This is a genomic window from Kitasatospora sp. NPDC043949, assembly GCF_056435365.1.
Map to the genome: position 1 here is coordinate 45,627 of NZ_JBWKEQ010000011.1, position 20,734 is coordinate 66,360.

General features: G+C 72.9%; 19 protein-coding genes. 14 read left to right on the top strand and 5 right to left on the bottom strand.

Annotated features, from left to right (window positions below):
• Positions 1-14: 14 nt before the first annotated feature.
• Positions 15-1,658 (top strand): HtaA domain-containing protein, encoded by a 1,644-nt coding sequence (locus AC07AL_RS11755; protein WP_478317368.1) that lies wholly within the window; start codon positions 15-17, stop codon positions 1,656-1,658.
• A gap of 94 nt (positions 1,659-1,752) precedes the next feature.
• Here the strand turns inward: AC07AL_RS11755 and AC07AL_RS11760 are convergent, their stop codons facing one another.
• Positions 1,753-2,421 carry a biliverdin-producing heme oxygenase gene (locus AC07AL_RS11760; protein ID WP_363586572.1) on the bottom strand — a complete coding sequence of 223 codons (669 nt, stop codon included), beginning with the start codon at positions 2,419-2,421 and terminating at the stop codon, positions 1,753-1,755.
• Between the two features lie 215 nt (positions 2,422-2,636).
• Positions 2,637-3,128 (bottom strand): inorganic diphosphatase, encoded by a 492-nt coding sequence (locus AC07AL_RS11765; RefSeq protein WP_063348256.1) that lies wholly within the window; start codon positions 3,126-3,128, stop codon positions 2,637-2,639.
• Between the two features lie 76 nt (positions 3,129-3,204).
• Here AC07AL_RS11765 and dacB point away from each other — a divergent pair, with 76 nt between their 5' ends.
• The 6 genes from dacB to folE all read left to right on the top strand — a co-directional run bounded on the left by dacB (position 3,205) and on the right by folE (position 11,170).
• Complete coding sequence (gene dacB / locus AC07AL_RS11770) at positions 3,205-4,845, top strand: D-alanyl-D-alanine carboxypeptidase/D-alanyl-D-alanine endopeptidase (protein WP_478317369.1); 1,641 nt, start codon at positions 3,205-3,207, stop codon at positions 4,843-4,845.
• 102 nt (positions 4,846-4,947) lie between these two features.
• Entirely contained in the window at positions 4,948-6,123 is a 1,176-nt protein-coding gene (locus AC07AL_RS11775) for a zinc-dependent metalloprotease (RefSeq protein WP_363586574.1), read from the top strand.
• A 301-nt stretch (positions 6,124-6,424) separates the two neighbouring features.
• Entirely contained in the window at positions 6,425-7,552 is a 1,128-nt protein-coding gene (gene tilS, locus AC07AL_RS11780; protein ID WP_363586575.1) for a tRNA lysidine(34) synthetase TilS, read from the top strand.
• 70 nt (positions 7,553-7,622) lie between these two features.
• A complete protein-coding gene (gene hpt / locus AC07AL_RS11785) occupies positions 7,623-8,177 on the top strand; it encodes a hypoxanthine phosphoribosyltransferase (protein ID WP_063348252.1) in 555 nt (184 codons plus the stop codon).
• 228 nt (positions 8,178-8,405) lie between these two features.
• Positions 8,406-10,460, top strand: coding sequence for an ATP-dependent zinc metalloprotease FtsH (gene ftsH, locus AC07AL_RS11790; protein ID WP_363586576.1), 2,055 nt, complete (start codon positions 8,406-8,408; stop codon positions 10,458-10,460).
• A gap of 104 nt (positions 10,461-10,564) precedes the next feature.
• Positions 10,565-11,170: a GTP cyclohydrolase I FolE gene (folE, locus tag AC07AL_RS11795; protein WP_063348250.1), complete on the top strand. Its 606-nt coding sequence runs from the start codon at positions 10,565-10,567 to the stop codon at positions 11,168-11,170.
• 63 nt (positions 11,171-11,233) lie between these two features.
• Here the strand turns inward: folE and AC07AL_RS11800 are convergent, their stop codons facing one another.
• Positions 11,234-12,388 (bottom strand): alpha/beta hydrolase, encoded by a 1,155-nt coding sequence (locus AC07AL_RS11800; RefSeq protein ID WP_363632092.1) that lies wholly within the window; start codon positions 12,386-12,388, stop codon positions 11,234-11,236.
• 376 nt (positions 12,389-12,764) lie between these two features.
• Here AC07AL_RS11800 and AC07AL_RS11805 point away from each other — a divergent pair, with 376 nt between their 5' ends.
• The 7 genes from AC07AL_RS11805 (at position 12,765) to AC07AL_RS11835 (ending at position 19,299) form a co-directional block, all read left to right on the top strand.
• Positions 12,765-14,603, top strand: coding sequence for a phosphatidylglycerol lysyltransferase domain-containing protein (locus AC07AL_RS11805; protein WP_363586578.1), 1,839 nt, complete (start codon positions 12,765-12,767; stop codon positions 14,601-14,603).
• Positions 14,604-14,671: 68 nt separating this feature from the next.
• The gene (gene folP / locus AC07AL_RS11810) at positions 14,672-15,559 is read left to right on the top strand and encodes a dihydropteroate synthase (RefSeq protein ID WP_478317370.1); all 888 of its coding nucleotides are present in this window, start codon (positions 14,672-14,674) and stop codon (positions 15,557-15,559) included.
• Positions 15,556-16,053, top strand: a complete 498-nt coding sequence (locus AC07AL_RS11815; RefSeq protein ID WP_063348246.1) for a nuclear transport factor 2 family protein — start codon at positions 15,556-15,558, stop codon at positions 16,051-16,053. Before folP ends, AC07AL_RS11815 begins: the two co-directional genes overlap by 4 nt.
• Positions 16,054-16,300: 247 nt before the next feature.
• Complete coding sequence (gene folB, locus AC07AL_RS11820) at positions 16,301-16,660, top strand: dihydroneopterin aldolase (RefSeq protein ID WP_063351209.1); 360 nt, start codon at positions 16,301-16,303, stop codon at positions 16,658-16,660.
• A gap of 40 nt (positions 16,661-16,700) precedes the next feature.
• Positions 16,701-17,300, top strand: coding sequence for a 2-amino-4-hydroxy-6-hydroxymethyldihydropteridine diphosphokinase (gene folK / locus AC07AL_RS11825; RefSeq protein ID WP_363586580.1), 600 nt, complete (start codon positions 16,701-16,703; stop codon positions 17,298-17,300).
• A gap of 188 nt (positions 17,301-17,488) precedes the next feature.
• Positions 17,489-17,977 (top strand): DUF3180 domain-containing protein, encoded by a 489-nt coding sequence (locus tag AC07AL_RS11830; RefSeq protein WP_363586581.1) that lies wholly within the window; start codon positions 17,489-17,491, stop codon positions 17,975-17,977.
• Between the two features lie 122 nt (positions 17,978-18,099).
• Complete coding sequence (locus AC07AL_RS11835; protein WP_478317371.1) at positions 18,100-19,299, top strand: hypothetical protein; 1,200 nt, start codon at positions 18,100-18,102, stop codon at positions 19,297-19,299.
• A 168-nt stretch (positions 19,300-19,467) separates the two neighbouring features.
• Here the strand turns inward: AC07AL_RS11835 and AC07AL_RS11840 are convergent, their stop codons facing one another.
• Together AC07AL_RS11840 and AC07AL_RS11845 are read right to left on the bottom strand one after the other, a co-directional pair.
• On the bottom strand, positions 19,468-20,043 hold the full coding sequence (locus AC07AL_RS11840) for a TerD family protein (protein ID WP_350885215.1): 576 nt from the start codon (positions 20,041-20,043) through the stop codon (positions 19,468-19,470).
• 124 nt (positions 20,044-20,167) lie between these two features.
• Positions 20,168-20,665, bottom strand: coding sequence for a hypothetical protein (locus AC07AL_RS11845; protein WP_400335640.1), 498 nt, complete (start codon positions 20,663-20,665; stop codon positions 20,168-20,170).
• Between the last annotated feature and the right edge of the window lie 69 nt (positions 20,666-20,734).

Below are 20,734 nucleotides of genomic sequence, written 5' to 3' on the forward strand. Positions count from 1 at the left end.
ACGGAGTACCCACCATGTCCCGCAACCGCACCCGGCTGGCCGCCCTCGCGGCCGCCACCGCCGGCCTCGGCCTGACCGCCCTCGGCGCCCCCGCACTGGCCTTCGGCGCGGGTGGTCCCGGCAGCGTCACGTACGACACCGGCTCGCTGGACTGGGGCGTGAAGGCCAGCTTCCGCAGCTACGTCAGCGGCCCGGCCTCCCAGGGCGGCGCCATCGAACTGACCGGCGGCGCCACCACCAACGCCGACGGCACCTTCCACTTCGGCCTGGCGAACGCCACGTACGACCTCGCCACCCACGCGCTGAGCTCCTCCTTCACCGGCGGGGTCCGCTTCACCGCCCACCACGGCGCGCTGGACGTCGCCCTCAGCGACCTCAAGGTCACCACCGCCGGGACGACCGGCACGCTCACCGCCGACACCGCCTCCAAGGAGTCGATGGGCGCCACCGAGGTCACCCGACGGGACGACGTGCCGCTGGTGACGTTCACCGTCGGGCGGGACACCACCACCGGGGTGCCGACGGCGGCGAAGCTGACCGAGCAGGGCGCCAAGGCCTTCGCGGGCTTCTACGCGGCCGGGGCGGACATGGACCCGCTGTCGCTGCTGCTGAAGCAGAGCCCGGCGACGCCGTCGCCGACCGCCACCGCTTCGCCGACGGCCCCGACCCCGACGTCGACGCCGTCCGCCACGGGCACGCCGACCGCCTCGCCGTCCGCCACCGGCACGCCGACGGCCACGCCCTCCGCCACGCCGTCGGCCACCTCGACGCCGTCCGCGACGCAGTCGCCGAGTGCCACCGCCTCGCCGTCCACGAGCGCCACCCCGTCCGCGACCGGGACCCCGGCGCCCACCGGCGCCCCCGGTCGGCTGCCCGTGCTGAACGGGACCCTCGACTGGACGGTCAAGGAGAGCTTCCGCGCGTACCTGGCCACCCCGATGGCGAGCGGCAAGGTCGAGTTCGGCGGCGGCGCGGCCGACTACCGCTTCGGCGGCGCCACCGGCGGCTACAACACCGCCGACCACTCGCTGACCGCCGCCTTCGACGGCTCGGTCCGCTTCCTCGGCCACCCCGGCAAGGACGGCTGGGCGCTCGACACCACGCTCTCCAAGCTGGGCCTGACGATCGACCAGGGCGGCGCCTTCCTGACCGCCGACGTGAACGGCAAGTCCCCCGACGGCAAGGCGACGTCGCTGAGCGGCGCGCGGATCGCCAAGCTGGACGTGCCCGCCTCCGCCCTGAAGCCGGTCAACGGCGTGGTGACGCTCTCCGGCGTCCCGGCCACGCTCACCGCCGAGGGTGTCCCGGTGTTCTCCAACTACCCGGCGGGCACGGCCCTGGACCCGGTCAGCGCCACCCTGGCGTTCGACAAGGACGCCAAGCTGCCGGCCACCCCGCCGACCGCCGGGTCCGGTGCCGGTGGCGCCAACCAGCCTGCCGGAGGCCAGGGTTCGGGCACCGGCACGGTCGGCGGCGCCTCGCTGACCACCGGCGGCGGCCTGACCGGTGCGGGCAGCGCGGGCGGTGCGGGCGGCGTGCTGGCCGCCACCGGTTCGGAGACCCCGGTGGTCCCGCTGCTGGCCACCGCGGCCGGTCTGCTGCTGGTCGGCGGCAGCGCCACCGTGCTGGTGCGCAACCGGCGCGGCGCGCGCTCCTGACGCACCCCCGGGACGCGCGGCGGCCCCGGCGAGCAACCGCTCGCCGGGGCCGATCCGTTGGCGCACCCGGGCGGGTGCGCCTCAGGAGAAACGTTCAGGCGCTCAGGGGGTAGCGCGCGTCCAGGTCCCGGAAGACCGCGCCGTTGAGCACGAAGGCCCGCTTGCACTCCTCGACCACCCGGCGCCGCTCCACCTCGTCCATCGCCAGCCCGGCGGCGTCCAGCCGGGCCCGGTACTCGCGCTTGAAGGCGGCCGGATTGTCGACCTCCTCGAAGACGTAGAACCGCACGCCGTCGCCCTTGCGCTCGAAGCCCCAGGTCTTCTCGGCGATGCCGCGGATGATCTGACCGCCGGACAGGTCGCCCAGGTAGCGGGTGTAGTGGTGCGCGATGTACCCGGCCGGCCACGTCTCGGCCAGTTCCTCCACCCGCGCGACGTACGCGGCGGTGGCGGGCAGCGGCGCCAGGCCGTCCCGCCAGTCCGGCCCGCGCAGGTGCGCCAGGTCGCGCTCGATGGCGGCGGTGCGCAGCAGCGCCCGGTCGATGAAGGGCCCGGCGAGCGGGTGCTCGGCCAGGTGTCCGGCGCGGTTCTCCAGGGCCCGGTAGACGTACCAGAGCTGGCCGGTGAGGTCGGCGTAGGCCTCGACCCCGAGCCGTCCGCCCAGCAGGTGGCTCATGAACGAGGACTGCTCCGCAGCCTCGTGCTCCTCGCTGCTGGCGGTGCGGAGCGCGGTGGAGAACGGGACGGGCTCGGGCGTGGGCATGCGGCCTCCAGGATCGGATTCGGCCCCGACTGTTTTGGTTAGCCTAACCTAACAAGCCGTCTTGCCGACAGGCTGTCGGCAAGACGGCCGCGCCCGGCCCCGGACACGGCGAAGGCCGGGGCCCGCGGACGAATCCGCGAACCCCGGCCTCCGGCTGCCCCGACCTACCTCGAACTGCTCAGAACTATCTGATCGAACGAGATCGGAACGACGGCTCAGTGACCGCCCTGCTCCGCCAGACGCTTGATCGAAGCGGTGACCTCGGCCTCGGCCTCGGCGCGGCCGACCCAGTTGGCGCCCTCGACGGACTTGCCGGGCTCCAGGTCCTTGTAGACCTCGAAGAAGTGCTGGATCTCCAGGCGGTCGAACTCCGACACGTGGTGGATGTCCCGCAGGTGCTCCCAGCGCGGGTCGGTGGCCGGAACGCACAGCAGCTTGTCGTCGCCGCCGGCCTCGTCGGTCATCTGGAACATGCCGATGGCACGGCACTTGATGAGGCAACCCGGGAAGGTCGGCTCGTCCAGGATCACCAGCGCGTCCAGCGGGTCGCCGTCCTCGCCGAGCGTGCCCTCCACGTAGCCGTAGTCGGCCGGGTAGCGGGTCGAGGTGAAGAGCATCCGGTCGAGCCGCAGCCGGCCGCTCTCGTGGTCGACCTCGTACTTGTTACGAGAGCCCTTCGGGATTTCGATAAGGACGTCGAATTCCAACGGTTCCTCCAAGGTAGGGACTGACAGAATCCAAGTGTCTCCTACGGGAGTGAGTGCTCAGGAAAGGGGCCGGTCGGTGGGAACAGGGGTCGGGGCGGCGCGCCGCCGCAGGGGGACGGCCGCGGGACTGTTCGGAGCGGCCCTGCTGGTCGCCGGAACGGTCCTGACCTCGGGCGGAGCGTACGCGCAGCCCTCCCCGGGCCCCGGCGGCCACAGCACCGAGCACGGCGAGGGCGACGGCCGGGACGGCCGCGACGGCGGGAAGGGCGGCCGGGGGAGGGGCGACGGCAAGCCCAGGCCGGGCGACACCCCGGCCACCCGCCCGGGCGAACAGCCCACCGCCCCCGGCACCACCGGCGGCTCCACGCCCACCGGCACCGGCTCCACGGGCCCCACCGGCTCGGCCCCCGCCCCGGGCGGCGGCGCCCGCCCGGCCCCCGCCCCCGGCGCGGTCCTGGCCACCGTCGAGGCCGGCGGCCCCGCCGCCGCACCCACCGCCCAGGGCCTCCAGCAGGCGCTCGCCGCCGCCGTCGCCGACAAGAGCCTCGGCACCGTCACCTTCGCCGTCGCGGACGCCGCCGACGGCCAACTCCTGTACGGCTCCGGCGAGAACACCCCGGCCACCCCCGCCTCCACCACCAAGCTGGCCACCGCGATCGCGGCCCTGTCGCTGATCCCCGGCGACACCCGGCTGACCACCCGGGTGGTCCGGGGCGCGGACCCCGGCACGATCACCCTGGTCGGCGGCGGCGACCCGACGCTCACCGCACTGCCCGCCGACCAGGTCCAGATCGGCGGCCGGGCGGCCGACGCCGACACCGCCCCCGCCTCGCTCGACGCCCTGGCCCGGCAGACCGCCGCCGCCCTCAAGGCCGCCGGCACCACCACCGTCAAGCTCGACTACGACCTGTCGATGTACGCGGGCAACCCGCAGCACAAGAACCACGACGGGCAGAACATCGCCCTGGTCGTCCCGTTGATGGTCGACGAGGCCAAGGTGGACCCCAAGAGCCGTGACGATGCGCCGGCCCGGGTCGCCGACCCGGCCGGGAAGGCCGCCGAGATCTTCGCCGCTCTGCTCAAGGCCCAGGGCGTCACCGTCGACGGCACGGCCAGGCCCGCCGCCGCCCCGGCCGCTTCCGCCGCCCCCGTCCTCGGCCGGGTGGACTCGCCGACCGTCGCCCGGCTGGTCGAGCGCATGCTCACCACCTCCGACAACCAGATCGGCGAGGCGATGGCCCGTCAGGCGGCCCTCGCCGCGGGCCAACCGGCCAGCTTCGAGGGCGCCGCCACCGCCGTCACCCGGGAACTCGCCAAGCTCGGCGTGCCGATGGCGGGCGTGTCCCTGAACGACGGCAGCGGACTGCACCCGGGCAACGCCGTCCCGCCGGCCGTCCTCGTCCGACTCCTCGCCCTGGCCGCCTCCGACCAGCACCCGACCCTGCGCCCGGTCCTCACCGGCCTGCCCATCGCCGGCTTCACCGGCACCCTCGGCAAGCGCTACGGCACCGGCTCGGGCGCCGCCGACGCGGCCGGCCTGATCCGTGCCAAGACCGGGACCCTCAGCGGCGTCAACACCCTCGCCGGCACCGTCGTCGACGCCGACGGCCGCCTCCTCGCCTTCGCCGTCATGACCCGCACCACCGCCCCCGCCGACACCGCGCGCGCCGCCATGGACCGCATCGCCGCCCGCCTCGCCGCCTGCGGCTGCCACTGACCCGCCCCCGCCCGCCCGCGGCCCCCGCCCCGCCGGGGGCGGGGTGAGGGTGTTCGTGGCGGGTGGCTGCCGCTGGTGGGTGGGAGCACGTACGGTGAGGGCATGACGAGCGCGAGTGGCGGTGCTGGCATGGTCGACTGGAATCTCGCGGTCGCAACCGCGACCAGGTTGGTGCGGCCGGGGCCGGAGGTGAGTCGGGCGGAGGCGGCGGCCGTGGTCGCCGAACTGCGCCGGCACGCGCTGGAGGCCGAGGAGCACGTCCGGGCGTTCACGGGGATGCGGTCGAGCAGTCTGACGGCGGCCACCGCGACGCCGGTGCTGGTGGTGGACCGCCCGGGCTGGGTGCGGGCGAACGTGGCCGGCTTCCGCACGGTGGTCCAGCCGCTGGTGGAGAAGCTCCAGGCGCGCCGGGCGAGCAGCCCGACGGCCGGGGTGTTCGGCGCGGTGGGGGAGAAGGCCACCGGGATCGAGGTGGGCGCGCTGCTGGCGTTCCTGTCCGGGAAGGTGCTCGGCCAGTACGAGACCTTCGCCCCGGCGGAGCCTTCGCTGGAGGCCCCGGACAGCCCGGCGGCGCTGTTCGACAAGCCCCGGCTGGGGCCGGAGGGCCCGGGGCCGGGCCGGCTGCTGCTGGTGGCGCCGAACATCGTGCACGTCGAGCGGGAGCTGGACGTCGACCCGTCCGACTTTCGGCTCTGGGTCTGCCTGCACGAGGAGACGCACCGGACGCAGTTCACCGCGGTGCCGTGGCTGCGCGACCACATCCAGTCCGAGGTGCAGTCCTTCCTGGCGGAGACCGACGTGGACCCCGGCGCCCTGCTGGAGCGGCTGCGGGACGCGGCGGGTTCGCTCGGCGGCGGGCTGCCGGGTGCCGGGGGCCGGGACGGCATGCCGTCGGCGGGGCTGATGGAGGTCGTCCAGTCGCCGGCGCAGCGCGAGATCCTGGGCCGGCTGACGGCGGTGATGTCGCTGCTGGAGGGCCACGCGGACGTGGTGATGGACGGGGTCGGCCCGGCGGTGGTGCCGACCGTGGCGGAGATCCGGGAGAAGTTCCAGCAGCGCCGGGACCGCGGGGCGAACCGGCTCGACCTGCTGTTGCGCCGGCTGCTCGGGATGGACGCGAAGCTGCGCCAGTACCAGGACGGTGCGGTGTTCGTGCGCGGGGTGGTGGAGCAGGTCGGCATGGAGGGCTTCAACCGGGTCTGGACCTCCCCGAACACGCTGCCGACCAAGGAGGAGATCCACGATCCGGCCGCCTGGGTCGCCCGCGTCGCCCGCTGAGGCGGGCACGGACGGGGCTCGGACGGGGCTCGGACGGGGCTCGGACCCCAAGCGCCGGGCGGTGGTCGGTGGTGGTCAAACCCGCTCGTACGAGTGGTCCAATCGGGCAGACGGAGGGTGAAGATACGTTTCTCCATTCACCCGAACGTGGGACGGTGGTCGTACCGGTGGCGCGGGTGGCGTAGCGGGGTGCTCCTTTCTGCCACCATCTGTGAGCGCCCGGTAACAGGGCGCTCATGAAGCTGCGCGGCCCCGCCGCGCGAGCCGCCGTCCTGTCCCCTCCGTCGAGGAGTCGTCCGCCGTGGGTCCACACCCCGCAGTCGCAGCGATACGCCTGGCCGTCCGCCGCACGCTCACCGACCTCGCCGCCGAGGCCGGTACCACCTTCACCGCGCCCGTGCGTGAGCCCCGCCAGCGTCCGGCCGGGGCGCCCCTGGTGGGTGCCGCCGTCGGCACCACCCTGATCGGCAACGCCGCCCGGCACCCGTCCGGACTGCCCCGGACCCCGGCCGCCCCCGGCTCGCCGCTGGTGCTGGTCGCCGTCAGCGGCGGCGCCGACTCGATGGCGTTGGCCATCGCCGCCGCCTTCGAAGCCCCCAAGATCGGCCTGCGGGTCGGCGCCGTCACCGTGGACCACGGCCTGCAGCCCGGCTCCGCCGACCGGGCCGCCCAGGTGGCCGAACGGCTGCGCTCGCTCGGCCTGGACCCGGTCGAGGCGATCCCGGTGCGCGTCGGCCGGTCCGGCGGCCCGGAGGCCGCCGCCCGGGACGCCCGCTACGCGGCCCTGGACGCGGCCGCCGAGCGGCTCGGCGCGCTCGCGGTGCTGCTCGGCCACACCCGGGACGACCAGGCCGAGACGGTGCTGCTGGGCCTGGCGCGCGGTTCGGGCTCCCGCTCGTTGGCCGGGATGCCGGCGCAGAAGGGCCGCTACCGCCGCCCGCTGCTGGAGCTGGACCGGGCGGCCACCCGGCAGGCCTGCTCCGCCCAGGCGATCCCGGTCTGGGACGACCCGCACAACTGTGATCCCGCCTACACCCGCTCCCGGGTCCGGCACGAGGTGCTGCCGGTGCTGGAGAAGCACCTGGGCGGCGGGGTGGTCGAGGCGCTGGCCCGCACCGCCCGGCTGTTCCGCGACGACGCGGACGCCCTCGACCAGTGGGCCTCCCTGGCCGAACGCGACCTCCGGACGGGTGAGGGCGCCCTGGACGCGGTGAAACTCGCCGAGCTCCCGCCCGCGGTCCGCCGCCGGGTGCTGCGCCGGGCCGCGCTGCGGGCGGGCTGCCCGGCCGGGGACCTGTTCGCGCGGCACCTGGAGACGATCGACCTGCTGGTCACCGGATGGCGCGGCCAGGGGCCGCTGCACCTACCCGGGGGCGTCGAGGCCACCCGCAGGTGTGGCACGCTGGTCTTTCGGCGGCAGGGCGACTGACGGGCGGGCATGTCCCGGGGTAGTCGGCCGCCGGCCACACAGACCCCGAACGTTTGAGGACGTATCCCCGGTGGACCAGAACGACATGGGCGCTGACCTCGCGAAGGTGCTCATCAGCAAGGACGAGATCGACGCCAAGCTCCTGGAGCTGGCCGAGCGCATCGACCGGGACTACGCAGGCAAGGATCTGCTGATCGTCGGCGTCCTCAAGGGGGCTGTGATGGTCATGGCCGACCTCGCCCGGGCCCTGCACTCGCAGGTCACCATGGACTGGATGGCGGTGTCCTCCTACGGCATGGGCACCAAGTCCTCCGGCGTGGTCCGCATCCTGAAGGACCTGGACACCGACATCGCCGGCCGGGACGTCCTGATCGTCGAGGACATCATCGACTCCGGTCTGACCCTGTCCTGGCTGCTGGGCAACCTGAGCTCGCGCGGCCCGGCCTCGCTGGAGGTCTGTGCCCTGCTGCGCAAGCCGGACGCGGCCAAGGTCGAGATCGACGTGAAGTACGTCGGTTTCGACATTCCGAACGAGTTCGTGGTCGGCTACGGCCTGGACTACGCGGAGAAGCTGCGTAACCTGCCCTTCATCGGGACGCTCGCCCCGCACGTCTACGGGGGCTGAGGGCTCCGTTCGGGCTACGGGTGGGAACAGGAGCCGGTTCCCGCCCGTTGGACCGGGGGGACCAAGAACGACGGCCGTGTCGCTGCGCTCCCGCCATGGGCGGGTGCGACTGCGGTACGGTCCATTAAAACCGCTCTTCACATGAGCACCGACCAGGATGCGCCGGCGGCACCCAGCCCGCGGCGCCGCTGAGTGGCAGGAGGGACGGGGCGGCAACGCCCCGCATGGATGGACGTCAAGCGATACTTCCGTGCGCCGATCATGTGGATCGTGCTGGCCGTCCTCGCCGTCATCGTTTTGATGCAGGTCGTTTCGGATTCGAACGGCTACAAGACGGTGGACACCGGTCAGGTCGTCGCGGCGATCGACGCGAAGCAGGTCAAGTCGGCGCAGATCACCACTGGTGACTCGAACACGATCAAGATCCAGCTGAAGGACGGCGCCACGCTGTCCAACGCCGGTACCGGCAAGACGCCGTCCGGCAGCAAGTTCCAGGCCTCGTACATCGGCGACCAGGGTGTTGCGATCGCCGACAAGCTCCAGGCCCAGATCAACGACAACGACCAGAGCACGCTCGCCGAGGGCTACACCATCAGCCCCGAGAAGCAGAGCACCTTCGTCAGCCTGCTGCTGTCGATGCTCCCGATCGTCATCATCGTCCTGGTCTTCCTGTTCCTGATGAATCAGATGCAGGGCGGCGGCTCCCGGGTCATGCAGTTCGGCAAGTCCAAGGCCAAGCTGCTCACCAAGGACACCCCGAAGACGACCTTCGCGGACGTCGCGGGCGCCGACGAGGCGGTCGAGGAGCTCCACGAGATCAAGGAGTTCCTCCAGGAGCCGGCCAAGTTCCAGGCCGTCGGCGCCAAGATCCCCAAGGGTGTGCTGCTCTACGGCCCGCCCGGTACCGGCAAGACCCTGCTGGCGCGTGCCGTCGCGGGCGAGGCCGGGGTGCCGTTCTACTCGATCTCCGGCTCGGACTTCGTCGAGATGTTCGTGGGTGTCGGCGCCAGCCGCGTCCGCGACCTCTTCGAGCAGGCCAAGGCGAACGCCCCGGCGATCGTCTTCGTCGACGAGATCGACGCCGTCGGCCGGCACCGCGGTGCGGGTCTGGGCGGCGGTCACGACGAGCGCGAGCAGACCCTCAACCAGCTGCTGGTCGAGATGGACGGCTTCGACGTCAAGGGTGGCGTGATCCTGATCGCGGCCACCAACCGCCCCGACATCCTGGACCCGGCGCTGCTGCGCCCGGGCCGCTTCGACCGCCAGATCGCGGTCGAGCGCCCCGACCTCCAGGGCCGGCTGGACATCCTCAAGGTGCACCAGAAGGGCAAGCCGATCGCGCCCGACGTCGACCTCTCGGCCGTCGCCAAGCGCACCCCCGGCTTCACCGGCGCGGACCTGTCGAACGTCCTCAACGAGGCCGCTCTGCTGACGGCCCGTTCGGACAAGAAGCTGATCGACAACGGCATCCTGGACGAGGCGATCGACCGCGTCGTGGCCGGTCCGCAGAAGCGCACTCGGATCATGTCCGAGAGGGAGAAGAAGATCACCGCGTACCACGAGGGCGGCCACGCCCTGGTGGCGGCGGCGTGCCCCAACAGCGACCCGGTGCACAAGATCACGATCCTCTCGCGCGGCCGGGCCCTCGGCTACACCATGGTGCTGCCGGACGAGGACAAGTACTCCACCACCCGCAACGAGATGCTCGACCAGCTGGCCTACATGCTGGGCGGGCGCGCGGCGGAGGAGCTGGTCTTCCACGACCCGACCACCGGCGCGTCGAACGACATCGAGAAGGCCACCGCCACCGCCCGGGCCATGGTGACCCAGTACGGCATGACCGAGCGGCTCGGTGCCATCAAGTTCGGCTCGGACAACGCGGAGCCGTTCCTGGGCCGTGAGATGGGCCACCAGCGCGACTACTCGGAAGAGGTCGCCGGGCTGGTGGACGAAGAGGTCAAGAAGCTCATCGAGAACGCGCACAACGAGGCCTGGGAGATCCTGGTCGAGAACCGCGACGTGCTCGACAACCTGGTTCTGGAGCTCCTGGAGAAGGAGACCCTGAACAAGGAGCAGATCGCGGAGATCTTCGCCACGATCGTGAAGCGCCCGGCCCGGCCGGCCTGGACGGGCTCGTCCCGTCGCACGCCGTCCACCCGGCCTCCGGTGCAGTCCCCGAAGGAGCTGGCGCTCACCAACGGCGCCGCCGCGATCGACACCGCCCCGGTGGACATCGTGAAGCTCCCGCCGCTGCCGACGTCGGAGCCGCCCGCCGAGGGCTGATCCCGCGCACCGTACGGAATGGATGCCGCGTCACCGGGGTTTGTACCCTGGAGACGCGGCATCCGTGCTGTTCAGCAAAGTCGTCCCAAGTAAGCGAGGCCCGCATGATCGACCCGGTGACGCTCGACGGTCCACCCACCGTCGGGACCTTCGACCAGAAGCGGGCCGAGAACGCCATCCGCGAGCTGTTGCTCGCCGTGGGTGAGGACCCGGACCGCGAGGGGCTGCTGGAGACCCCGGCCCGGGTCGCGCGCGCCTACAAGGAGATATTCGCGGGCCTCTGGCAGGAGCCCGAGGACGTCCTCACCACCACCTTCGACCTCGGGCACGACGAGATGGTGCTCGTGAAGGACATCGAGCTGACGTCCGTCTGCGAGCACCACCTGGTGCCGTTCCGCGGTGTGGCGCACGTCGGGTACATCCCGTCCGCCAGCGGCAAGATCACCGGCCTGTCCAAGCTGGCCCGGTTGGTCGACGTCTACGCCCGCCGCCCCCAGGTGCAGGAGCGGCTGACCAGCCAGGTGGCCGACGCGCTGATGCGGATCCTGGAGCCGCGCGGGGCGATCGTCGTGGTCGAGTGCGAGCACATGTGCATGTCGATGCGCGGCATCCGCAAGCCCGGCGCCAAGACCATCACCTCGTGCGTCCGCGGCCAGCTGCGCGACCCGGCCACCCGGGCCGAGGCGATGAGCCTCATCATCGGCCGATAGCGGAACGGCCGGCCGGTCCCCTCGGACCGGCCGGCCGTCACCCGGCTGCGTCACCTGCCCGCGTCAGCCGAGCCGCTCGCCGATCCACTCCAGCGAGGACGGCAGCTCACGGGTCCAGCTGTCGAAGTTGTGGCCGCCGTCGTCCAGGTAGAGCGAGTCGACCTTGAACTGCGGGTTGGCCGCGGCGACCTGCTGGGCGTGGTCGACGAACTGGAGGGTCTGCGCGAAGTCGCCCTCCTTGCGGGAGGAGACCACCAGCAGCGAGAGGGCGGGGGCCGGGAGGTTCGTCAGCCGCCAGTCGAGGTCGCTCTGCTGGGCCAGGGCGGCGTCGCCGGCGAACAGGTCACCGCCGGTGAACTGGTCCGCCTTGACCTTGTACTCGCCGTGCAGGCCCACCCCGATGCCGTAGACGTTCGGGAAGCGCATCGCCAGCCGCAGCGCGCAGCTGCCCCCGGTCGAGTAGCCGAAGACGGACCAGGAGGCGGCCGAGCGGCCAGTCCGGTAGCTGGTCCGGAGCGCGTCCGGCAGGTCCTTGGTGAACCAGGTCTCGGCGCGCGGGCCGCCGGGGACGTCCACGCACTCGGTGTCGCGCGGCGGGGCGACGGTCGGGCGGGCCATGACCACGACGGTCGGCGGCATCTTGCCGGACTTCCGCAGCTCGGCCGCGGTGCGCAGGAGCGGCAGCTCCTTGATCAGGTTGAGCGAGGTGCCGGGGAAGCCGGAGATGGCGACCAGGACGGGGAAGCGGACCAGGGCGAACTTCGGGTCGAAGTACTCGGGCGGCAGGTAGACGAACAGCTGGTCGGACAGTCCGGTCTCCTTGCCGGTGACCCGGACCGATTCGACCTTGCCGACCTCCTCGGGCGGGCCCTTGGGCAGGTCGGCGACGGTCTCCAGACCGCCCTCGTCGGTCGGCTGGAGCTGCGTGTCCGAGGCCGGGGCGTCGCCCTTGTGGTTCTCGTTGCTGGTCAGCGCGAGTTTGGCGCTGCCGGGGCTGAGCAGGTCGTCCCACGAGGTGTAGAACCCGAAGGAGTTGTTCACCGCCAGCGCCAGCACGGCCACGACCGCGACTTGAGTGACGGTCAGCAGGCCGATCCGGCCCAGGACGGGCAGCGGGCGCTGGCGCGCCAGTCGCGGCCAGAGCCACAGGGTGGTGACGAGAGCCGCAGCGCCGAGTGCGAGCAGCGAGTTCACCAGCGCTTCGCTGGTCAGTTCCATGCCGTCGGCCTTCCGGTGGGACACTGTCGGTGCACGCCTCATCGTCTGGCGGTCCGTCAGCTCCGGCCACCGCGGCTAGGCTGTCCGGATGCCCGGGCGAGCTGGGAGGGCGGGGGGAGCCGCAGGCAACCGGCGCCCTAGAATGCGGCGTCCACCGTACGTACGGCGTACCGGAGGACCCTGCCGCGCCACGCGGCGGCAGGCCCTCGGCTCCGTCCCCGGCTCCACCGCAGCGCGCCCACGGCACCGGTTTACCGACCGTTTCCGGGTCCTTGGTATGCGCATTGCCTGATGAAGGAAAAGGCATTGAAGGTCCATCACACGTGCTCCCCCGGAGTGACCGGACGGCGTCCCGCAGCCTCTACGCTGAGCTTCCATGAGCGTTCCCGTGTCCGTTGAGCCGAGCCCCGAGCAGCCGCGTCGTCGACGCGGCCTGCAGACGCTTCGCACCCAGGCGGCGGCTGTTCCGAGGGCCTGGCTGCCCGGCGCGGTCGGGTATGCCTGTCTGCTGATCGGCCTGGTCGACATCGCCAGCGCGGTGTTCCCCAAGCTCCGGCACTCCAAGATGCACACCTTCACCGGGCAGCTGCCCGGCGGCACCACCTCGCTGGCCGCGGTCGGGACGATGATGGTCGGCCTGCTGCTGGTGCTGCTCGCGCACGCGCTGCGCCGGCGCAAGCGGCGGGCCTGGCGGGCGGTGTGCGTGCTGCTGCCGGTCGGCGCCGCGCTGCACATCGTGCGCTGGCACCAGATCGGCCCGGCGGTGGTCTCGCTGGCGGTCTTCGTGGTGATGCTGGTGCACCAGCGCGAGTTCTACGCCAAGGCCGACCCGCGCACCCGCTGGCGGGCGCTGGTCAACCTGATCGTGATGGGCGCCGTCAGCGTGCTGCTCGGCCTGCTGATCGTGAGCACCCGGACCAAGTACGAGATCGGCTACCCGGCCCTGCCCGAGCGCCTCCAGCACGTCGTGTACGGGCTGTTCGGCTTCGAGGGGCCGATCCGGTACAACAACGTCCGGATGTCCGACCTGGTCGCCTACCTGCTCGGCGGGCTGGGCCTGCTGACCGCCTTCACCACCGCCTACCTGGCGCTGCGCCCCGGCAAGCCCAAGCCGGAGCTGACCCCGGAGGACGAGGAGAAGGTCCGCGAGCTGCTCACCCGGCACGGCGAGCGCGACTCGCTCGGCTACTTCGCGCTGCGCCGCGACAAGAGCGTGCTGTTCTCGCCCACCGGCAAGGCCGCGATCTCCTACCGGGTGGTCTCCGGCGTGATGCTGGCCTCCGGCGACCCGGTCGGCGACGTCGAGGCCTGGCCGGGCGCGATCAAGGTGTTCATGGCCGAGGCCCGCGAGCACGCCTGGGTGCCGGCCGTGATGGGCTGCAGCGAGGTCGGCGGCGAGGTCTGGACCCGCGAGGCGGACCTCGACGCGCTGGAGCTGGGCGACGAGGCGATCGTCGACACCGCCACCTTCTCGCTCGCCGGCCGGGCCATGCGCAACGTCCGCCAGATGGTCAAGCGGATCGAGCGCAACGGCTACTCCTGCCAGGTGCGCCGGGTCAGCGACCTCACCCTGGAGGAGAAGCACCGGATCGCCGACGCCGCCGCCCGCTGGCGCGGCACCGACACCGAGCGCGGCTTCTCGATGGCCCTCGGGCGCTTCGGCGACCCGCTGGACGACGACTGCGTGGTGGTCACCGCCCACAAGGCCCCGGAGGAGGGGGAGGGCGGCGACGACCTGAAAGCCGTGCTGCACTTCGTGCCCTGGGGGCCGGACGGCATCTCGCTGGAGCTGATGCGCCGCGACCGCGCGGCCGACCCGGGCCTGAACGAGCTGCTGATCGTCGCCGCCCTCCAGGCCGTGCCCGCGATGGGCGTGCGCCGGGTGTCGCTCAACTTCGCGATGTTCCGCTCGGCGCTGGCCCGCGGCGAGCGGATCGGCGCCGGCCCGGTGCTGCGGGCCTGGCGCGGACTGCTGGTGTTCCTCTCGCGCTGGTTCCAGATCGAGTCGCTGTACAAGTTCAACGCCAAGTTCCAGCCCGAGTGGGAACCGCGCTTCCTGGTCTTCCCGAACACCCGGGACCTGCCGCGGATCGGCTTCGCCGCGATGCAGGCCGAGGCCTTCATCACCCTCGGCATGCCGCGCTTCGGCCGCCGGCGCCAGCGGGAGGGCCTGATGCCCACCCCGGGCGCCCGCGACGTCACCGAGGCCGCCTGAGGCACCGCCGCGACCAACGGGGCCCCCGCCGAGAATCCTCGGCGGGGGCCCCGTTCGATAATGGGCGCATGAGCAACTCGCCGTCCTTCTCGCTGCCGGCCGGACTGCCGCGGCTCGACCGCTGCGCCGTGATGGGTGTGGTCAACGTCACACCCGACTCCTTCTCGGACGGCGGCCTCTGGCACGACCCCGCCAAGGCGATCGCGCACGGGCTCGCCCTGCGCGCCCGCGGCGCGGACCTGGTGGACGTCGGGGGCGAGTCCACCCGGCCCGGCTCGCAGCGGGTGCCCGAGGAGGAGGAGCTGCGCCGGGTGCTGCCGGTGGTGCGCGAGCTCGTCGCCGCCGGGGTCGTGGTGTCGGTCGACACCATGCGGGCCTCCGTCGCCGAGCAGGCCGTGGCGGCCGGTGCCGCGCTCGTCAACGACGTCTCCGGCGGGCTCGCCGACCCGGCGATGGCCCGGGTGGTCGCCGACACCGGCGCGCCGTTCGTGGTGATGCACTGGCGCGGCCAGTCCGCGGACATGGAGCGGCTGGCGGTCTACCGGGACGTGGTGACGGACGTCGTCGCCGAGCTGGCCGTCCGGGTGGACGCGCTGCTGGCGGCCGGGGTCAAGGAGGACCAGCTGATCCTCGACCCGGGCCTCGGCTTCGCCAAGACCCCCGAGCACAACTGGGCGCTGCTCGGCCGGCTGGACGCGCTCACCGCGCTCGGCCGTCCCGTCCTCGTCGCCGCATCGCGCAAGCGGTTCCTGGGTACGCTGCTGGCCGACCCGCAAACCGGGGCGCTGCGCCCGGCCCGGGAGCGCGACGACGCGACCGCCGCGGTGTCGGTGCTGTCGGCCCAGGCCGGCGCCTGGGCGGTGCGGGTGCACGACGTGTCCGGCACGGCGGACGCCGTCCGGGTGGTCGCGGCCTGGCAGAACGCGGCCCGGCAAGGGGTGAGGGAGGGTCTGTGACAGGTGACGGCAGGCTGAGCGGCGGAACGGCCGGCCAGGCCCGCGAGGCGGACCTGGAGGCGGTGCTCGCGGCGAACCAGGCGCTCTACCAGGCCCTGGAGGAGGGGGACCTGGAGGCGGTCGAGGACGCCTGGCTGGGGGCCGCGGACGCGGACGACAAGGGCGGCGTGGTGTGCGTGCACCCCGGCTGGCCGGTGCTGCGCGGGCGGGCGCAGGTGACCCGCTCGTACATGCTGATCATGATGAACACGGAGTACATCCAGTTCTTCCTGACCGATGTCGAGGCCGAGGTCCACGGAGATGTGGCCCTTGTCACGTGCACCGAGAACATCCTCTCCGGCGGCGAGGCGGAGGAGGAGGGGGAACTCGGTCCGCTGGTCGGCGGAAAGGTCGTGTCGACGAATCTGTTCCGCCGTACCCCGGGCGGGTGGAAGCTCTGGTCGCACCACGGTTCACCCGTTCTGACCAGCGGCGACGACGAGGACGAGGACTGATTCGGGCGGCCTTCGGAAAACGCGGCCGGGAGGTCGCCCGGGAATTCCCGAGTGGTCACCGAACGTTCACGTCAATCGCCATTCCGGTGCGCGTGGCGACGGTTCGTGCCGGGTAGGACGGTCAGACGTTGTCAGCGCCCGCGGGTAGATTCGAAACGGAGTGGCGGGTGTGCTGCCCGCCTTCGCCCCGCTCGTCCATGCCATTCTCCGGGTGGGGCCCGTCCGACTGGGAGCAGTGATTCGTTTGCTGGACCGCGTCACCCTGCGGGGGCTGCGTGCCCGGGGCAACCACGGCGTCTTCGAGCGCGAGCGCATCGAGGGCCAGACCTTCGTGGTCGACCTCGTGCTGTACCTGGACACCCGCCCTGCCGCGTCCGGCGACGACCTCACCCGCACGGCGCACTACGGCCTCGTGGCCGAGGAGGTCACCGCGATCATCGCGGGGGAGCCGGTCGACCTGATCGAGACCCTGGCCCAGCGCATCGCCGACCAGTGCCTGAAGCACGAAGCGGTCGAGGAGGTCGAGGTGACCGTGCACAAGCCCGACGCCCCGATCACCGTGCCGTTCGACGACGTGACCGTGACCATTCACCGGGGCCGCGCATGACCGCCGCCGTGCGCCCCGTTCCAGTTGCAGAGGGATCTCGATGAGCACCAGCGACCCGACCGCCTCGCCGACCACGTTCGACCTGGAGAGCCGGGTGGACTCCGCCGACACCACACTGCACAGCCAGCGCTGCGCGGTGATCGCACTCGGCAGCAACCTGGGCAACCGCCTGGACACCCTCCAGGGCGCCGTCGACGCGCTCGCCGACACCCCCGGGCTCAAGATCAAGGCCGTCTCCGCGGTCTACGAGACCGAGGCCGTCGGCGGCCCGGACGAGCAGCCCAACTACTACAACGCGGTCGTCGTGCTGCGCACCTCGCTGCCGCCGCGCGACCTGCTGGAGCGCGGCAACGCGATCGAGGACGCCTTCGGGCGGGTCCGGACGGTGCACTGGGGTCCGCGGACCCTGGACGTCGACATCCTGGCCTACGAGGGCGTGCTCAGCGACGACCCGCAGCTGCTGCTGCCGCACCCGCGCTCGCACGAGCGGGCCTTCGTGCTCGCCCCCTGGCTGGACGCCCAGCCGGAGGCCGAGGTGCCCGGGCACGGGCAGGTCGGCGAACTGCTGGACGCGCTCGGCGGCCCGGGCGCGCAGGGCGTCCGGCGGCGGGACGACATCCGGCTGACGCTGCCGGAGTGACCGGCCCCGGCCCGGCGGCCCGGTGAGGGCGGCCGGGGAACTCGGCCGGGGGGCCCGGCCGTACGAGTAGGTGTCCGCCGTTCGCGCAGGTGCCCGCCCGGTCGGGCCCGGTACGGTGGCCTGGCGCCGCCGTGCCGGGCCACCGGGCGGCGGCCGGCTCTGGTAACCCCGGGAAGGACCTCCTCCGAGTGAAGCTGCTTCGCCTACGCCTGCTGGTCGGCATCACCGCTGCTACCACGGCGCTGTCCTGGGCCGGTGCCAAGCTCTGGGCCTCCCTGGACACGCTGCCGGCCGTGCCGGTCGCGGCGCCGGTGGTGCTGGCGGCGGTGGCGGTGGTCCTGTTGGCGACCGCCCTCTCGCTGCGGTCCCGGCTGAAGGCGGTGCGCGAGCGGCAGCCCGGCGCGAAGGGCGTCGACCCGCTGCTGGCGGCCCGGGCGGTGGTGCTGGGGCAGGCCAGCGCGCTGGTCTCGGCGGTGGTCACCGGCGTCTACGCGGGCGCGGGGATCTTCCTGCTGGGCGAGCTGGACGTGTCGGCGCGCAAGGACCAGGCCGTCACGGCCGGGCTCGCGGTGCTGGCGGGGGCCGCGGTGATCGCGGCGGCGCTCTGGTTGCAGCACGTGTGCAAGCTGCCGGAGAACCACGACGATCCGGGCGGCCCGGCGCCCTCGCCCCGCTGAACAGGTCTTTTTTCGTGATCTTGAGTGAAACGCCGGGCACGTGCGGTAAAACTTGCGCACTGTCAAGGGCGGAAGAGGACCCTGGGCTGACACGGCCCCAATTCGCACGCTAGTTTCTTGGCATGTCTCGCGGACGCCACCGTCATTCCTCCGTCCTCGGCCGGATCTTCCCCCCCACCGCCGCCGGCGTGCTGCTCGTCGCCGCGCTGGCCGCTCTGCTCTTCAGTCAGGACGCCGTCCTGGTGCGTTCGGTGGGTGTCGCGGCGGTGGTCGCGACGCTCGGCTTCGCGCTGCTGCTGCGGCAGCGGGACAAGGCGGCCCGGGCGGCCGCCGAGATGGCCGCGGCGCAGCGGCTGCGGGCCGAGGAGCGCTTCGAGGAGCAGCTGGCGGAGGCCGAGTACGCGGCGGAGGTCGCCGAGGAGCGGGCCACCCGGTTCGGGCGCCGGCTGACGGCGGAGAAGTCGCGGCTGGCGAAGGCCGAGACCGAGATCGCCCGGCTGCTGCGGGAGCGGGCCGTGGCGGTGGCCGAACAGGCGCTCAAGGAGGCCGAGGCGGCCCAGCGGGCGCTCGCCGCGAGCCGCCCCAAGTATCCGGCCAGCCCGGCCGCGTTCGTCCGTGCCGCGTCCGTGCTGCGGCTGCTGGAGCGGCGGGCGGCGGAGCAGGAGGCGCGGCGGGAGCGGACGGCGGGCTCGGAGGTCGCGCTGCGGGCGCGTACGGCGCCGGCCGCTGCGGCCCCGGCGCCCGCGCCCGCTGCGGTGGCGCCCTCGGTGCCGGCGCCGGTGGCCCCCGCGGTGCCCACTCCGGAGCAGGCTCCGGTGGCACAGGCACAGGCACAGGCACAGGCACAGGACCAGGCACAGGCGCCGGTGCGGCCCGCGCCGGTGCGCCCGGCGCTGACCGCCACGGTCGGGCAGCTCGGCGGGACGCCGTCCGCTCCGGTCGCGGCGCCCGCGCCGGTGGAGCGGCAGCGGCCGCGGTCGGCGCAGTCCGGGGCGGTGCGCGGGCCGGGCTTCAGCTTCTTCGGCCGGGGTGCGGGCGCGGCCGTGCGGGCGGCGGCCCCGGCGCCGGCGGTGGGCAGCGTCGCCGAACTGGGCGAGCGCACGGACCTGGCCGACGTGGTGGGCGACGAGGCGGTGGCCGCGCAGGCGAAGGCCGAGGCGCAGGAGGCCCAGGAGGCTCGTGAGGTGCAGGAGGCCGTGGCCGGCTCGCAGGCGTCGCAGCCGGCGGCCGAGCCGGCGCCGGGTGCGCCCGCGGTGGTGGACCTGACCCCGGAGGACGAGACCGAGCTGATCCAGCTGCCGGAGCTGCGTGCCTCGCGCTAAGGGCCCTCTTTCGGATCACGCCGGGCGCGCGACGTGATCCGAAAGAGAGCCCCTAGGGCCTGAGCCCGGGCCGGGTGCGCGAAAGCGGCGCGGGACGTCGGTGTGACCGATGTCCCGCGCCGCTCTCGTTCCGGCGGTGTGCCGGGCCGGGAGGGGCCCGGCGGGGCGTCAGAGCTGGACGCCGAAGTCCTGGGCGATGCCCGCCAGGCCGGAGGCGTAGCCCTGGCCGACGGCGCGGAACTTCCACTCGCCGCCGTTGCGGTAGAGCTCGCCGAAGATCATGGCGGTCTCGGTGGCGGCGTCCTCGGAGAGGTCGTAGCGGGCGATCTCGGCGCCGCCGGCGGCGTTCACCACGCGGATGTACGCGTTGCGGACCTGGCCGAAGCTCTGGCCTCGGGCGACCCCGTCGTAGATGGTGACGGGGAAGGTGATCTTGACGGCCTCGGCCGGCAGGCCGGCCAGGTTGACGTTGATCGACTCGTCGTCGCCGGCGCCCTCACCGGTGCGGTTGTCGCCGGTGTGCACGACGGTGTTGTCCGGGCTGCTGGTGTTGTTGAAGAAGACGAAGTGCCCGTTGGAGAGCACCTTGCCGTCCGCGTTCAGGACGATCGCGCTGGCGTCGAGGTCGAACTCGGTGCCGGTCGTGGTCCGGACGTCCCAGCCCAGGCCGACACTGACCGCGGACAGGCCCGGGGCCTCCTTGGTCAGCGAGACGTTGCCACCCTTGGAAAGGCTCACTGGCATGGCGATTGCAGTCCCTTCGTTCGCTTTTTCCGGGACAACGCAATACCCCGGTGGGTTGGTTCCGCGAAGTCCGTGAATTCTTCGTGGACGCCAATCCACTGGCAAAGGCCTGACAATGCCCTGGTCAGATCCGGGGGAACCGGCCCTGCAGCGACCAGATGTTCGGATTGTCGGCCAGCTCGGGGTGCATATCGAAGAGGTCGGCGAGGGTGTCCTGGAGGAAGTCCCGGGCCTCGCGCCGCAGCTCGCCGTGGCGGACCACGGCGGGCGGCTCGTCCGGCAGCCAGGTCGCGGTGATCTCGACCCAGTTGAAGCGGCGGGCGAACCGCAGCAGCTCGGTGTTCTGGGTGAAGTCGAGGTCCGCGGTCTGCACCCGGGCGGCCCGGCCGCCGTCCGGGTCGCGGTCCAGCTCCTCGGCGATGTCGCACAGCGCCCAGGCGAAGTCGAGCACCGGCACCCACCCCCAGCCGGTGGACAGCTCGGCGCCCTCGGCGTCCAGGTAGACGTCGCCGCAGAACAGGTCGTACCGCAGGGACCGCACCGGGGCGGAGCGGTAGTCCGTCTGCGGGGGGTCGGGGAAGCGGTTGGAGAGGGAGTAGCCGAGCTCGATCACGTACGCCATTGTCCGGGCTGCGGGCGGTGGAGCGGAACCGGGCCGCCGGCCGTCGCGGATAACCGGGTGACCGGGCGG